Origin of the sequence: Salinibacterium sp. NG253 (assembly GCF_015864945.1) — a bacterium.
GTDB lineage: Bacteria > Actinomycetota > Actinomycetes > Actinomycetales > Microbacteriaceae > Rhodoglobus.
The window spans coordinates 277,934-291,328 of sequence record NZ_JADYWF010000002.1 but is presented as its reverse complement, the minus strand read 5'-3'; the positions used below and the strand labels follow the sequence as shown (position 1 = coordinate 291,328).

13 protein-coding genes are annotated in these 13,395 nt (G+C 61.8%); 4 read left to right on the top strand and 9 right to left on the bottom strand.

Annotation, left to right across the window (positions count from 1 at the left end; all coding sequences use genetic code 11):
• The first annotated feature begins 85 nt into the window (after nucleotides 1-85).
• Nucleotides 86-1,114 carry a sugar-binding transcriptional regulator gene (locus I6E52_RS11310; RefSeq protein WP_197157502.1) on the top strand — a complete coding sequence of 343 codons (1,029 nt, stop codon included), beginning with the start codon at nucleotides 86-88 and terminating at the stop codon, nucleotides 1,112-1,114.
• A 48-nt stretch (nucleotides 1,115-1,162) separates the two neighbouring features.
• Here I6E52_RS11310 and I6E52_RS11305 read toward each other — a convergent pair whose 3' ends face one another.
• The gene (locus I6E52_RS11305) at nucleotides 1,163-2,602 is read right to left on the bottom strand and encodes an NAD(P)H-quinone dehydrogenase (protein ID WP_197157499.1); all 1,440 of its coding nucleotides are present in this window, start codon (nucleotides 2,600-2,602) and stop codon (nucleotides 1,163-1,165) included.
• 164 nt (nucleotides 2,603-2,766) lie between these two features.
• On the opposite strand from I6E52_RS11305, the gene I6E52_RS11300 reads away from it, so the two are divergent.
• On the top strand, nucleotides 2,767-3,603 hold the full coding sequence (locus tag I6E52_RS11300) for a purine-nucleoside phosphorylase (protein WP_197125887.1): 837 nt from the start codon (nucleotides 2,767-2,769) through the stop codon (nucleotides 3,601-3,603).
• Nucleotides 3,600-5,267, top strand: coding sequence for a phospho-sugar mutase (locus I6E52_RS11295; RefSeq protein ID WP_197157497.1), 1,668 nt, complete (start codon nucleotides 3,600-3,602; stop codon nucleotides 5,265-5,267). Before I6E52_RS11300 ends, I6E52_RS11295 begins: the two co-directional genes overlap by 4 nt.
• A 61-nt stretch (nucleotides 5,268-5,328) precedes the next feature.
• Here I6E52_RS11295 and I6E52_RS11290 read toward each other — a convergent pair whose 3' ends face one another.
• From I6E52_RS11290 to I6E52_RS11270, 5 genes are read right to left on the bottom strand one after another with little or no spacing between them, the layout of a single operon-like run.
• Complete coding sequence (locus tag I6E52_RS11290; RefSeq protein WP_197107762.1) at nucleotides 5,329-5,601, bottom strand: PTS sugar transporter subunit IIB; 273 nt, start codon at nucleotides 5,599-5,601, stop codon at nucleotides 5,329-5,331.
• Nucleotides 5,598-6,047, bottom strand: coding sequence for a PTS sugar transporter subunit IIA (locus I6E52_RS11285; protein ID WP_197125891.1), 450 nt, complete (start codon nucleotides 6,045-6,047; stop codon nucleotides 5,598-5,600). Before I6E52_RS11285 ends, I6E52_RS11290 begins: the two co-directional genes overlap by 4 nt.
• Before the next feature lie 2 nt (nucleotides 6,048-6,049).
• The gene (locus I6E52_RS11280; RefSeq protein WP_197157495.1) at nucleotides 6,050-7,171 is read right to left on the bottom strand and encodes an adenosine deaminase; all 1,122 of its coding nucleotides are present in this window, start codon (nucleotides 7,169-7,171) and stop codon (nucleotides 6,050-6,052) included.
• 57 nt (nucleotides 7,172-7,228) lie between these two features.
• A complete protein-coding gene (locus I6E52_RS11275) occupies nucleotides 7,229-7,912 on the bottom strand; it encodes an IclR family transcriptional regulator (protein WP_197157493.1) in 684 nt (227 codons plus the stop codon).
• Complete coding sequence (locus tag I6E52_RS11270; RefSeq protein ID WP_197157491.1) at nucleotides 7,912-9,090, bottom strand: adenosylhomocysteinase; 1,179 nt, start codon at nucleotides 9,088-9,090, stop codon at nucleotides 7,912-7,914. The genes I6E52_RS11275 and I6E52_RS11270 overlap by 1 nt, the downstream gene beginning before the upstream one ends.
• Before the next feature lie 48 nt (nucleotides 9,091-9,138).
• On the opposite strand from I6E52_RS11270, the gene I6E52_RS11265 reads away from it, so the two are divergent.
• The gene (locus tag I6E52_RS11265) at nucleotides 9,139-10,086 is read left to right on the top strand and encodes a nucleoside hydrolase (protein WP_197157489.1); all 948 of its coding nucleotides are present in this window, start codon (nucleotides 9,139-9,141) and stop codon (nucleotides 10,084-10,086) included.
• Here the strand turns inward: I6E52_RS11265 and I6E52_RS11260 are convergent.
• The 3 genes from I6E52_RS11260 to I6E52_RS11250 form a co-directional block, all read right to left on the bottom strand.
• The gene (locus tag I6E52_RS11260) at nucleotides 10,083-11,600 is read right to left on the bottom strand and encodes an MFS transporter (protein WP_197157486.1); all 1,518 of its coding nucleotides are present in this window, start codon (nucleotides 11,598-11,600) and stop codon (nucleotides 10,083-10,085) included. The genes I6E52_RS11265 and I6E52_RS11260 overlap by 4 nt on opposite strands.
• 69 nt (nucleotides 11,601-11,669) lie before the next feature.
• On the bottom strand, nucleotides 11,670-12,986 hold the full coding sequence (locus tag I6E52_RS11255) for a thymidine phosphorylase (protein WP_197157484.1): 1,317 nt from the start codon (nucleotides 12,984-12,986) through the stop codon (nucleotides 11,670-11,672).
• On the bottom strand, nucleotides 12,979-13,395 hold the full coding sequence (locus I6E52_RS11250) for a cytidine deaminase (protein ID WP_197157482.1): 417 nt from the start codon (nucleotides 13,393-13,395) through the stop codon (nucleotides 12,979-12,981). Before I6E52_RS11250 ends, I6E52_RS11255 begins: the two co-directional genes overlap by 8 nt.

Genomic DNA, 13,395 nt, shown 5'->3' with positions numbered 1-13,395 from the left:
AGTCACGTTGAGCAGCGTATTACGGTAGCTATACCCAATGACAAACTGAGCAGCACATCTGCACGAACGTGCAAGGATGGAAGGCATGGAACGCGAAGAGGCAATGCTGTCGGCATCATCGATGTATTACTTGCAAGACATCAAGATGGACACCATCGCAAACCACCTACATATGTCGCGCTCGAGCGTGTCTCGGCTGCTTCGCGATGCTCGCGAAAGTGGTCTCGTTGAGATCACTCTGCGCCCCACCCCCACGCGCGGTCCCGGTCTCGCCAAAAAGATCGAGGGTTGCTTCGGCGTCGAGACCCACGTTGTCCCGGTTGCTGACCTGGCGGATGAGGCAGAACGGCTCGATCAAGTGGCCCGTGCCACCGCCAGAATGGTGACCAGCTGGTTCGACTCCGACATGATTATGGGGGTTGCTTGGGGTACCACTTTGGCCGCGATCTCCAAGTATTTAGGCAAGAAACCAACCCGTGGCAGTGCCGTAGTGCAGCTCAACGGAGCTGCCAATGTGCGCACCTCGGGAGTGGAATATGCGGGCAACCTGATCGCCAACTTCGGTGACGCCTTTGATGCCCAAGTGCACCTTTTCCCAGTGCCCGCGTTCTTCGATTACGCGGAAACCCGCAATGCGATGTGGTCGGAGCGGTCAATTGTGCGCGTGCTCGAATACCAGCGCCGAGCCGATATTGCACTGTTCTCGATCGGCGCCATTGCGGGAGAGGTGCCCAGCCACGTCTACTCCGCCGGCTACCTCGAAGCCGGAGACATCGCCACCCTCGACAGCGAAGGCATCGTGGGCGATGTCTGCACCATTTTCTTGCGCGAAGACGGCACCTATGAAGACCTCTCAATGAACGCACGTGCAACGGGCCCGACCCCGGCAGAACTGCGTTCCATCCCCCGCCGCATCTGCGGTGTCGCGGGCGACAACAAGGTTGTGCCCCTGCTGGCGGCGCTCCGAGCCGGCGTTATTACCGACCTAGTGATCGATGAACAAACCGCGACGAAACTCGTCGAACACGTTCTCGAGCTCAAGGATGACGCAGCATCCGATAAGGAAATCGCGTTCCAAAGCGAGCAGAGCACTCCCGAGAGGGCGCGCGCTTAGGCTCCACCGACCGCTCTGGGGCCGGCCGGTGTGCTGGCTGGCGACCGGTTACTGTTCGACGACGTGCATGGCGCGGGCGGCATCCGTAATGCTGCCCGTCAGTGACGGGTACACGGAGAACGCGCGAGCCATTTGGTCGACGGTGAGACGGTGCTCTACCGCGAGCGCGATCGAGACGATGAGCTCGGAAGCGTTGGGGGCAACGATCACGCCACCGATCACCGTGCCCGAGCCGGTACGAGCAAAGAGCTTTACGAAGCCGTCTTTGATGCCCATCATTTTGGCGCGCGGGTTTGAGGCGAGCGGCAATTTGTAGATCGTGCCCTGTACGAGCCCGTCTTCGATCTGCTTTTGCGACCAGCCGACGGTAGCGATCTCAGGCTGAGTGAAGATGTTGGATGCCACGTTGCGCAGTTCGATCGGCGTTACGCCGTCGCCCATCGCGTGGAACACGGCGGTGCGGCCCTGCATCGAGGCCACCGAGGCGAGCGGGAAGAAGTCTGAACAGTCACCCGCCGCATAGATCGACGGCATTGAGGTGCGGGCAACCCGGTTGACCCGGATGTGGCCAGACTCGGTCAGTTGCACGCCAGCCTCTTCGAGTCCAAGACCTTCAGTATTTGGCAGCGAGCCAACGGCCATGAGGCAGTGACTGCCTTCTACCGTTCGTCCATCGCTGAGCGTCGCAATCACGCCATCTTTGGTGGTGGTGACCGATTCGGCCCGCGACTTGGAGAGCACGGTCATACCGTTGCGCTTGAACACGTCTTCAATTACGCGGGCGGCATCTTCGTCTTCCCCGGGCAGCACGCGGTCGCGCGAGGAGATCAGGGTGACTTTGGCGCCGAGCGCGGTGTAGGCCGAAGCAAACTCGGCACCGGTGACACCAGAACCGACCACGATGAGGTGTTTGGGGGTTTCGGTGAGGGTGTAAAGCTGCGTCCACGTGAGGATGCGCTTGCCATCGGGCATTGCGGAATCGAGCACGCGCGGGCGGGCGCCGACCGAGACTATGACGGTGTCGGCATCCACTTCATCGAAGTCGGTTCCGGCTTTGCCCTTGCCGGTCGAGACGACCAGACGCTGGGGGCCATCGAGACGGCCTTCACCGTGGATGATGCGCACGCCAGCCTTGATGAGCTGCGACTTCATGTCGTCTGACTGCTGCTGGGCGAGGCGCATGAGGCGCGCGTTGACGGCGGCAAGGTTCACGGTGATTTCGGGGCGAACGGCACGACCGGAATCGGAGCGCGAGTAGAACTGCACGCCCAGCTCTGCGGCATCCCGAATCGCGTTGGTTGCTTCAGCAGTAGCGATGAGCGTCTTCGACGGCACCACATCGGTGAGCACGGCAGAGCCGCCAACACCTTCGCGTTCAACGAGGGTCACCTCCGCGCCGAGTTGCGCGCCCGCCAGGGCTGCTTCGTAGCCACCGGGGCCACCGCCGAGTACTGCAATTCGTTGGGTGCGCTCGAACTCATAGGCCATGCAGCAATTCTCTCGCGGTTCTGCCTCAGCGACAAACCACACCCTCCCACGTGGGGGTTGGCGCGCGGCTCGGACCTAATCACCCGCGTCGTGCGCACCGGCGTGCTCACATTCGCGCTGAATGCACCGGTGAGTCGCAGTCACCACCGTTTAGAGTGGATGCCATGTCACAGTCGCCCACCACAAACCCCCTCGACGACCCCACCGCAGACCCGTTCGCGGTCGCGAAAGACGCCGCTGCAGCAATCGCAGCCGCGACCGGAGTCGAGAAGCACGACATTGCCCTCACACTCGGAAGCGGGTGGGGCAAAGCTGCCGACCTGATTGGTGAAACCACCGCCACGATTCCGGCCTCGGACATCCCCGGTTTCTCGAAGCCGGCCCTCGAAGGCCACGTCGGAACGCTGCGCTCCATTCTGTTGCCAAGCGGCAAGCGCGCCCTCGTGATCGGCGCTCGCACCCACTACTACGAGAACCACGGCGTACGCCGCGTTGTTCACTCCGTGCGCACGGCTGCCGCCACTGGCGCAACAACCATGATCCTCACCAACGGTGCCGGTGGCATCAAAGAGACCTGGAAGCCGGGCACCCCGGTTCTCATCAGCGACCACCTCAACCTCACTGCCGACTCCCCCCTTGAGGGCGCGACGTTCATCGACCTCACCGATCTCTACAGCAAGCGCCTACGCGAGATCGCGAAATCGATCGACCCGAGCCTCGACGAGGGTGTGTACACCCAGTTCCGCGGCCCGCACTACGAGACCCCGGCCGAAGTGCAGATGGCTAAAACAATCGGCGGTGACATCGTGGGAATGTCCACGGCGCTCGAAGCGATTGCCGCGCGCCAGGCAGGCATGGAAATCTTGGGAATGTCCCTCATCACCAACCTTGCTGCTGGCATCCAGTCCACTCCCCTCAGCCACGAAGAAGTGATTCAGGCGGGCAAGGATGCTGAAGTACAGATCAGCAGTCTTCTCGCCCAGATTGTGACCGCACTATGAGCACCGAAATTCTCAGCACCGCCGACCTCATCGCCGCCGCGAACGCGTGGCTCGAGCAAGACCCCGACGCCGTCACCCACACCGAGCTCGAGGCTCTGATTACGGATGCCGCCCAGGGCGACGAGGCCGCCATCGCTGGCCTTCATGACCGCTTCGATTCGCGGCTCGCGTTTGGCACGGCAGGGTTGCGCGGCGAGCTCGGTGCCGGCCCGAACCGCATGAACCGGGTGTTGGTCACTCAGGCGGCTGCGGGACTTGCCGCCTATCTGCTCACCCATGAGCTCAGCCCGAGCATCGTGATCGGCTACGACGGTCGCATCAATTCTGAAGTTTTTGCTCGCGACACCGCAACCATCATGGCCGGGGCCGGTGTGCGCGCCATCCTGTTGCCGCGACTGCTGCCCACGCCCGTGCTCGCCTTCGCGGTGCGCCATCTCAACGTGAGTGCTGGCGTCATGGTTACGGCCAGCCACAACCCGGCCAACGACAACGGCTACAAGGTGTACCTCGGCGGCGACAACCACGGCTCACAGATCGTGCCGCCCGCCGACGCCGACATTGCACACGCCATTGCGATCGTCGCCAAGGGCTCGATTGCCGAGCTGCCACGCTCCACCGATTTCGTCACCACTGACGAGGGTGTTGTTGACGAATACATTGCCCGCACGGCAGCCCTCGCCGGCCCCGTCAAGGACGTCGTCTACACCTATACCGCCATGCACGGTGTGGGTTGGGAAACCAGCAAGGCCGTGTATGAGAAGGCCGGATTCGCCGCCCCCGCGCTTGTCGAAGAACAAGCTCACCCCGACGCCGCGTTCCCCACCGTCGCCTTCCCTAACCCGGAAGAGCCAGGCGCCATGGATCTCAGCTTCGCGAAAGCACGCGAAGTCAGCGCCGATCTCGCCATTGCCCACGATCCCGACGCCGACCGCCTCGCCGTGGCTGTGCCCGGTCGCGACGGCGAATGGCGTCGGCTGAGCGGAAACGAAGTGGGAATTTTGCTGGGCTGGCGCGCGGCAGAACGCGCCAACGGCACTGGTGTTCTGGCGGCATCCATCGTCTCGTCTCCAGCGCTGCGAACAATCGCCGCGGGTTACAACTTGGACTACGCCGATACCCTCACGGGCTTCAAATGGATCTCCCGCATCGACGGCCTCGTGTTCGGTTACGAAGAGGCCCTTGGTTACCTCGTTGATCCCGACAAGGTGCGCGACAAGGACGGCATTTCGGCGTCGGTCGACTTTCTCTCGATGGCCGCCGAGCTCAAGGCCGAAGGCAAGACGGTGCTCGATCGTCTCGACGAGTTTGCGGCCCGCTTCGGTGCGTTTGCCTCCCGCCAGGTCTCGCTGCGCTTCACCAAGATTTCAGAGATCGGCGAGACGATGACGCGCTTGCGTGCCAACGCTCCCGCCACCGTCGGCGGCCTCACGGTTGCCTCGTTCGATGACTTCGAGAATGGTGTCGACGGCTTCGCGCCTAGCAACATTGTTCGCATGCAGTTCGAGGGCGGAGCACGGGTGATCGTGCGCCCCAGCGGCACGGAACCCAAACTCAAGTTCTATGTGGATGCCTCGAGCACGTCAGGCGAGGGCGCTGAGCGTCAGGCTGCGGCCGAAGCGGTCGCGAGCCAGCTTGAAGCGGGCATGCGCGAGATTCTCAGCTAATACCGCTGGCGCTACTGCCGAACAGCAGTGCGCAGAGAAACGTGAAGAGGGCGTCCTCGGCTCAGCCGAGGGCGTCCTCTAGTTTTTGGGCAAGCTCCGACGTGTCAAAGAGGTTCACAATCACGATGACATCGGCGTTCGTCTTGCCGATCGCCTCAACGAACTCTTGCGTCGTGAGAATAATCTGAGCATCCGCGGCAACCGTGCGAACGGTGCTCACTTCAGCGGCAACGACTGTGGCTTCGAGATCAAGCGCGCGCAACGCTCGTTCTGCGTTGACCTTGAGCACACCGGAACTGCCGATTCCCGCACCACAGATGGTCACGATTTTCACGACGGATTCACTCCCATGATGCGTTGCACCTCGGCGGCGCTCGTTGCGGCCGCAAGCTCGTTTATCGCCGAGGAGTCATTGAAGATGTTAGCGACAGCCGCGACCGCTGCCAAGTGTGCGCCTGCCTCAGAAATAGCGAGGCCAAGCACCACCCGAACCGGATCGTTGTGGGCGTGACCGAACCGCACAGGTTCTTTGAGCGTGACAACGGAGAGTCCGTTCGCGATCACTTGCGGACCGGGGCGTGCATGAGCCAATGCAAGACCGGGCGCGATCACCACGTAGGGACCGTGATCCTCGATCATGCGGATCATCTCGTCGGCATAACCCGACTTGGCCGCGCCGGAACGCACAAGGGCTTCACCTGACAGCCGCACGGCGGCACGCCAGTCAGCCGCGAAGGCATCAATTTCTATCGCTGATTCGGGCAGCGGAGGAAGGGACATAACTACGCTCTTTCGAAACCGACGCTGATGGCCTCGGAAAGCTCTTCGCGTTCTTCAAGGGGCAGGAACGCTGCGGCAGCAGCATTGAGTTGGAAGACCTCAAGGTCCGTGAGGTCGTACCCGAACGCTTCGGTGAGCAACGAGAGTTCGCGACTGAGGGTCGTGGCGCTCATGAGGCGGTTGTCGGTGTTGACCGTCACCCGGAATCCGAGCTGGTAGAGCAAGTCGAAGGGGTGGTCGATGATTTCGTCGCCCCACTGCTCGATGGCACCGGTCTGAAGATTGGATGACGGGCTCAGTTCGAGCGCAATCTCGCGATCCTTGACCCACTGCGCCAAATCACCGAGCGTCACATAAGTGTTCTCGTCGTCTTCGTTGGCGATCGTGATGTCTTCAGCCAGGCGAACACCGTGTCCGAGACGAAGCGCGCGACCGTCAAAAAGGGCACTGCGGATGCTGTCGAGGCCATCCGCCTCCCCCGCGTGAACGGTGGCAGGAATGTAGTTGTGCGCGAGCAAGTCGAACGCACCACGGAGGCGACTTGGCGGGAATCCTGCTTCCGGACCCGCGATGTCGAAACCGATAACACCGCGGTCGCGGTGACGGATTGCCAACTCGGCGATGTCGGTGCCCCGATCGGCTTGGCGCATGGCAGACAACAACTGCCCCACACGGATGCTGCGGCCGCTCGAGCGCACCGCATCCACACCCTGTTCCAAGCCTTCTTGCACGGCGGTGACAACCTGATCGAGGTCGAGCCCCTTCTGCAGGTGCTGTTCCGGCGCCCAACGGATTTCGCCATAAATGACACCGTCATCGGCAAGGTCTTCCACGAACTCGCGGGCGACCCGCTGGAGACCCTCGGTGGTCTGCATGACGGCGATGGTGGCGTCGAAAGTCGCGAGGTAGTTCACGAGCGAGCCGGAATCGGCCTGAGTCGCAAACCATGATTTCAGCGCCTCCGAGTCATTCTCGGGGAGCGCATAGCCGACCTCGTCGGCAAGTTCAACGATGGTCTGAGGCCGCAACCCTCCATCGAGGTGATCGTGGAGGGAAACCTTGGGAAGCGCAGTAATGCTCGCGCCACCTCCGGGCATCAAAAAGTTTTCAACAGCGGCGTTCATGCCTCTAAATCTACCGTGCATCACGCTGAAAGCGCGCTGTGCCTCCGCTGAACAGCGTTACGATCCTGTGAAAGCTCCCCCGCTAAGCAGAATCGAAATTTCTTTTGCGGCGGCGGAGGCTAATTCTTGAACACGGTCCACATCCACTTCGCTGAACGTTGGTGCCACGTATGGCACCGTCAGCGCGGCCACCACAGCACCAGTCGCCCCGAGAATCGGCGCCACTACATCGGTGATTCCGGGGTGCAAGGTATCGGCCCGCACGACCGTGTCAGCCGTCAATGGTGATGTTGCCGAAAGCACCGAACCCGTCGCTGTCGTCGTCAAATCGAATGTTGCCCCGACGCGCACTCGAAAACCGAAGTCGGCGGGAGACTCCACCTGGGCGACGACGCGCACTTCACTGCCATCGAGCACGGCGAGGTTGCACGATTGCCGCACCTGCTCCGCGAGAACCTGCATGATGGGTTGCGCCACGCTGACCAATCCCCGAAGTGGCGGATGCCGGTGCGCGAGCTCAAACAGCTTCATAGCCAGCGTGTAGAGCCCCGATTGCTTGTCGCGGAACACGTAGCCCCGGCGCTCGAGAGTGGAAAGAACTCGAAAAATCTGGCCAATACTTCGCCCGGTTGCTTCCGCAATTTCCGATTGGCTGAGGGCTCCCGATGTTTCGGCAAGCAGTTCGAGAATGTCGAGCCCTTTGTCGAGGGCTGGCGCGGTGTACTCGGGGGCAGTCGCCATTAGCGGTCCGCTTTCATCGTGGCGAGCATCCGGCGGGCCGCTTCACGGTTGATGCTGTCGGGGACAGGTTGAGCACCCGGTTCGAGCGTGCCAGCCGCTGTCGCGATGCGTTCGAGGGAAAGCGCTTGAAGCAGAAACCCGAGATCCATCGATTCGATCGAGTTGCCCCGAGCCTCGCGCCCCGCGAGATTGATCATGCGGCCGTCCGCGAGCAAGGTGACGTGGCGGTTTCCCGGGAGGTCAACTCGCTCGATTGCACCGTCGATCACTGTCGTACTCGTCGCCACATCACGCAGAGCCAGAACGTCGATTTCCCAGTCGAAGTGACCGCAGTTCACGAGCATCGCTCCGTCTGCGACAACCTCGAAGAAGTCGGTAGTCAGAACCTGCGGATGGCCGGTTGCCGTGATGAAGACCTCGCCCCAGCCGGCGAGGTCGAACACATTTGCCACCCGATAGCCATCGAGTGCTGCCTCAAGGGCCTTGATCTCATCAACCTCTACGACAGCGACTTTGCCACCCAGAGCACGAAGATAATGCGCCACGCCGCGACCGCACCAGCCGTAGCCGGCCACCACGAAACGGCGCCCAGAGACCATGACGTTCGTGACGCGCATAAAGCTCTCAACAACTGACTGTCCTGCCGCATGCTTGTTTTCGTTGATCACAGTCAGTGGGTTGTCGTCGATAACGATGATGGGAAAACGGATGTGCCGAGCGAGCTCCTCGCGCAGCCGGTAACTTCCTGAGGTGGTTTCTTCGGTGCCGCCGACGATGCGCTCGGTGTCCCCGAGCTCAACGAGACGAGCAACCAGGCCGGCGCCGTTGTCGAGGATGATGTCTGGTTTCGACTCCACCACGTTCCGGATATGCGCCTCGTATTCGCACTCAGAGTCATCGCGGGCACCAAAAATCGTCATTCCCTGCGAGCGCAAATATGCAACAACATCATCCTGCGTCGACCCGAGATTGCCGGTCGCTACGATCTCCGCTCCCCCGGCCTTCAGGGTCTCAAGCAACACTGCGGTTTTCGGCTCGAGGTGCATCGCCATGCCGATGCGGTGCCCAGCGAAGGGTTTCGTCTGCTCGAATCGCTCTCGCACTTCGGCGAGCAACGGCATGCGAGATCTCACCCAGAGCAACCGGGCGGTCGCACCCGCAATAAGATCATTTGTCATATCTTCACTCTACATATATGAATGGTGTTTTCATATATGCTTTTCGCTATGGCTGAAAAAATTATCCTCGACTGCGATCCCGGGCACGACGACGCGATTGCGATCCTGCTCGCTCACGGTAGCCCCCACATCGAACTCCTCGGAGTCACGACTGTGATGGGCAATCAGACCATTGAGAAAGTCACTCGCAACGCGCTGGCCGTTGCCCGCGTCGCCGGCATCACCGACGTGCCCTTCGCCCGCGGAGCCCACCGCCCGCTTGTGCGCGAAGTCGAAGTAGCCGAATCCATTCACGGCGAATCCGGTCTCGACGGCCCCGTGCTCCCCGAACCCCTTATTGAGTTGGATGCTCGTCACGCCGTCGATTTCATTATCGACACCGTGATGCAGAACGAGCCAGGCACCGTCACTCTCGTACCGACCGGAGCCCTCACCAACCTCGCCCTCGCCGTGCGCAAAGAGCCACGCATCGCTCAACGCGTGAAGCAGGTCGTCATGATGGGTGGCGGCGTCAACGTCGGCAACTGGAGCGCTACCGCCGAGTTCAACATTGTGATCGACCCCGAAGCAGCGCACATCGTCGTCAACGAATCCTGGCCGCTCACCATGGTGGGCATTGACGTCACTCACGACGCCCTTGCAACCGACGACGTCGCCGCTGCGATCGCCGCCGTGGGCACCGCCCCCGCAGCATTCGTCGGCGAGCTTCTTGAATTCTTCGGCACCACCTACCGCGAAGCTCAAGGCTTCGAGCACCCTCCCGTGCACGACCCCTGTGCCGTCGCCTTTGTGATCGACCCGACCATCATGGACACCGCAAAGGTGCCCCTGAACGTCGAGCTCACGGGAACGCTCACCCTCGGCATGACCGTCACCGACTTCCGCGCTCCGGCTCCCGACGACTGCACGACTCAGGTCGCACGCAATATCGACGTTCCCAAGTTCTGGGGCATGATCGTCGACGCCCTCGAGCGCATCGGCGACCCTCAGCTCTAAACCTTCAGCGCTCGCGCGCGACGCTTGCGTGCGCCAAGATCGACAACACCGATAAGCATCGCGATCGAGAAGAACAGGGTCGTGGCGAGCATCCCGGTGCCGTAAGCGTGGTGGTACAGCTCGACCGTGCTCTCGCCGTTGTTGCGCTCGTTATAGAGAGTGGAGTAGAACAACGAGAGCGCTACGGCGGTGCCGATTGCCGTGCCAATGCGTTGGCCAAGTTGACCCACGGATCCGGCAAGACCGCCCTCGACGGGCGAAATGTCGTGCAGCGTGAGGGTCTGGTTTGGCGAAACAACGAGCCCACCGCCGGCGCCTCCGACGATCAAAGCTGCCGCCATGACGTACGGAGTCAGCTCGGGCGGAGTCAGTATCGCGGCAGCCATGAGAAGCCCGAGCCCGACGAGCAAGATCGCAAGCCCTACGACCACGAGCGACCGGCCATAACGTTCGACGAGGATGCCACCGCGCCACGACGACACCGCGCTCGTGAGCGCAAAACCAATCGTCACCATCCCCGCGAAGACGGGTTCGAGGCCAAGCCCCAACTGCAGGTAGAGCGTCGTCATGAGGAACATCGCTGGCATCGCCGCGAAGTACACGGTCGCGAGCAACGTTCCGTTGCGGAACGAGCTGATGCGGAACAGCTGAAGCGGAACGAGAGGCGCCCGTCCCCCTGCTGCGTAACGACGCTCCCAGGCCACGAAAGCGGCGGCAGAAAGCACAAAAAGCACCAGCAACCACCATCGGTTCGGGTCATCCGTCGGAGCACCCGTCGTAAAGAGGAACGGCCACATCAACGCAAGCACCGTGACACCGAAGATCGCGATACCGACCGGGTCGAGGCTGAGACGCTCGTAGCCAGCTTTGGAGGTAGCGGGGAGAATGCGCCACGCCAGAATGAGGGCGATGATGCCGAGAGGCACATTCATCCAGAAGATGTAACGCCAGCCGTCGTCAGCGCCGCCAATCGCGATCATGAGCCCGCCAAGGGTGGGGCCGAAGGCGGTGGCAACACCGATCATCGCGCCAAACAGGCCAAAAGCGCGGCCGCGCTCAGGCCCACGGAACAGCTGCTGAATAAGGCCAATGACCTGAGGCATCTGGATGCCAGCCGCGACACCCTGCAACAACCGGAACACCAACAACAGGGTCGCATTCGGGGCGAGCGCACACGCGACACTGGCGAGAGTGAAGAGCGTCAGCCCCACGAGAAAAAGCTTCTTGCGCGAACGCTGATCGCCGAGGCGGCCCGCCGGCACGAGGACAAGGCCAAATGTCAGCACATAGCCCGAGACGATGAGCTGCAGTTGAGTGGATGTTGCGCCGAGAGCATCCTCGATCGACGGAAGGGCCACGTTGACCTTCGAGAGGTCAAGGATCGTGATTGCGGCGACCACAACACACACCCAGAAGGCACGCCACTTAGCCGAGTGTTCGGCTTCGGTTTCGGTAGTGTGTGCGCCGCTCAGTGCCGGATCAGCACTGGCGGCGGTCTCATCCGCGGTCGTCATTGAGACAACATTACGTCAGCGGATGAGACCCACCGTTCAGCTTACAAAGCCAGAATGCAGGGGCGTGCTCTAGTCGATACGCCCAGCGATAAGCGGGCCACCATCGTGGATGGTGTCCCCGGCATCGCCGATGCGGTAGGCGCCCTCGAGCGACTCAAGTGCGCGCTCAAAACGAGCGGGCTCGTCCGCGTGCATCGTGAACAACCGCTCCCCCTTGCGCACAGCGTCGCCCGGCTTGGCATGCAGATCGATGCCAGCGGCGTGCTGCACCGGGTCTTGTTTGCGAGCACGACCGGCGCCCAGACGCCACGCAGCGACCCCGAAGGGCAGAGCTTCTTGTTCCACGAGAACACCATCGCGGTCGGCGACAACAACGTGGCTTTCCTTCGGCTGCGGCAAGGCAGCGTCGGGGTCTCCGCCTTGAGCGGAGATCATGCCGCGCCAGGCATCCATCGCTTGACCGTTGTCGAGAGCCGCTTCCACATCCGCATCTTCGTGACCGACCTGAGCCAACATTTCGCGGGCAAGCGCTACCGTCAACGCACGCACGTCGGAGGGGCCGCCACCGGCGAGAACCTCAACCGATTCGCGCACCTCATTAGCGTTTCCGATGGTGAGACCGAGGGGAACGTTCATGTTGGTGAGCAGCGCAACAGTCTTAACTCCCGCATCCTTGCCCAGGCGAACCATGGTTTCGGCGAGCTCGCGACTGCGGTCGGCATCCTTCATGAAAGCGCCAGAGCCGAACTTAACATCGAGCACGAGGGCCGACGTTCCTTCGGCGATCTTCTTACTCATGATGGAGGACGCGATCAACGGAATTGCTTCGACGGTTCCGGTGATGTCGCGAAGGGCATACAACTTCTTGTCGGCTGGAGCGAGCCCTGAACCAGCAGCGCAGATCACTCCGCCAACACCGCGCAGTTGGGCGTAGAACTCTTCGTTGCTGAGGTCTGCACGCCAACCGGGGATGCTCTCGAGCTTGTCGAGCGTGCCACCGGTGTGGCCAAGACCGCGGCCCGAAAGCTGCGGCACGGCGACGCCGAAGGAGGCGACGAGCGGGGCGAGCGGCAAAGTGATCTTGTCACCAACGCCACCGGTCGAGTGCTTGTCTGTCGTTGGCTTGCCCAGTCCTTCGAAGCTCAGCGTCTCGCCGCTGGCGATCATGGCCAGGGTGAGGTCGCGGATCTCTTCGCGCTCCATGCCGTTGATGAAGATGGCCATTGTCATGGCAGCCATCTGCTCGTCGCCGACATAGCCGCGAGTGTAGGCATCCACGAGCCAGTTGATCTGGTCGGTGCTGAGCACGCCCTTGTCACGCTTGGTGTGGATGAGGTCTACGGCGTCAAAACGTTCGACCTGTTTGGATTCTGCGCTGTTATTCACTGCGGTACTCCTCAAGAGTGCGTGGCCCGAACGCGTCGGGGATCACTTCGTCAATCGTTTTGATACCAGAAACCGTGTCGAGCAACATGCCTTCGGCGGAGTGCTCGAACAACAGCTGGCGGCAACGCCCGCACGGCATAAGGGCGTTGCCTTTGCCATCGACGCAGGTGAAGGCAACGAGCTTTCCGCCGCCTGTCATGTGCAGGGCAGAAACCAGAGAACACTCCCCACACAGGGTGAGGCCGTAAGACGCGTTCTCGACGTTCGCCCCCGAAATTACCCGGCCGTCATCGACGATTGCGGCGACACCGACCGGGAACTTCGAATAGGGAACGTAAGCGTGGCTCAGGGCGTCTGTGGCGACGAGCCTCAGCGCATCCCAGTCAATAGATTGCGGCTCGATCGTCAT

Excerpts from the sequence above, each read along its gene's own strand:
- I6E52_RS11310 (WP_197157502.1), top strand. The coding sequence starts at position 86 with ATGGAACGCGAAGAGGCAATGCTGTCGGCATCATCGATGTATTACTTG.
- I6E52_RS11305 (WP_197157499.1), bottom strand. The coding sequence starts at position 2,602 with ATGGCCTATGAGTTCGAGCGCACCCAACGAATTGCAGTACTCGGCGGT.
- I6E52_RS11300 (WP_197125887.1), top strand. The coding sequence starts at position 2,767 with ATGTCACAGTCGCCCACCACAAACCCCCTCGACGACCCCACCGCAGAC.
- I6E52_RS11295 (WP_197157497.1), top strand. The coding sequence starts at position 3,600 with ATGAGCACCGAAATTCTCAGCACCGCCGACCTCATCGCCGCCGCGAAC.
- I6E52_RS11285 (WP_197125891.1), bottom strand. The coding sequence starts at position 6,047 with ATGTCCCTTCCTCCGCTGCCCGAATCAGCGATAGAAATTGATGCCTTC.
- I6E52_RS11280 (WP_197157495.1), bottom strand. The coding sequence starts at position 7,171 with ATGAACGCCGCTGTTGAAAACTTTTTGATGCCCGGAGGTGGCGCGAGC.
- I6E52_RS11275 (WP_197157493.1), bottom strand. The coding sequence starts at position 7,912 with ATGGCGACTGCCCCCGAGTACACCGCGCCAGCCCTCGACAAAGGGCTC.
- I6E52_RS11270 (WP_197157491.1), bottom strand. The coding sequence starts at position 9,090 with ATGACAAATGATCTTATTGCGGGTGCGACCGCCCGGTTGCTCTGGGTG.
- I6E52_RS11265 (WP_197157489.1), top strand. The coding sequence starts at position 9,139 with ATGGCTGAAAAAATTATCCTCGACTGCGATCCCGGGCACGACGACGCG.
- I6E52_RS11260 (WP_197157486.1), bottom strand. The coding sequence starts at position 11,600 with ATGACGACCGCGGATGAGACCGCCGCCAGTGCTGATCCGGCACTGAGC.
- I6E52_RS11250 (WP_197157482.1), bottom strand. The coding sequence starts at position 13,395 with ATGACGATCGAGCCGCAATCTATTGACTGGGATGCGCTGAGGCTCGTC.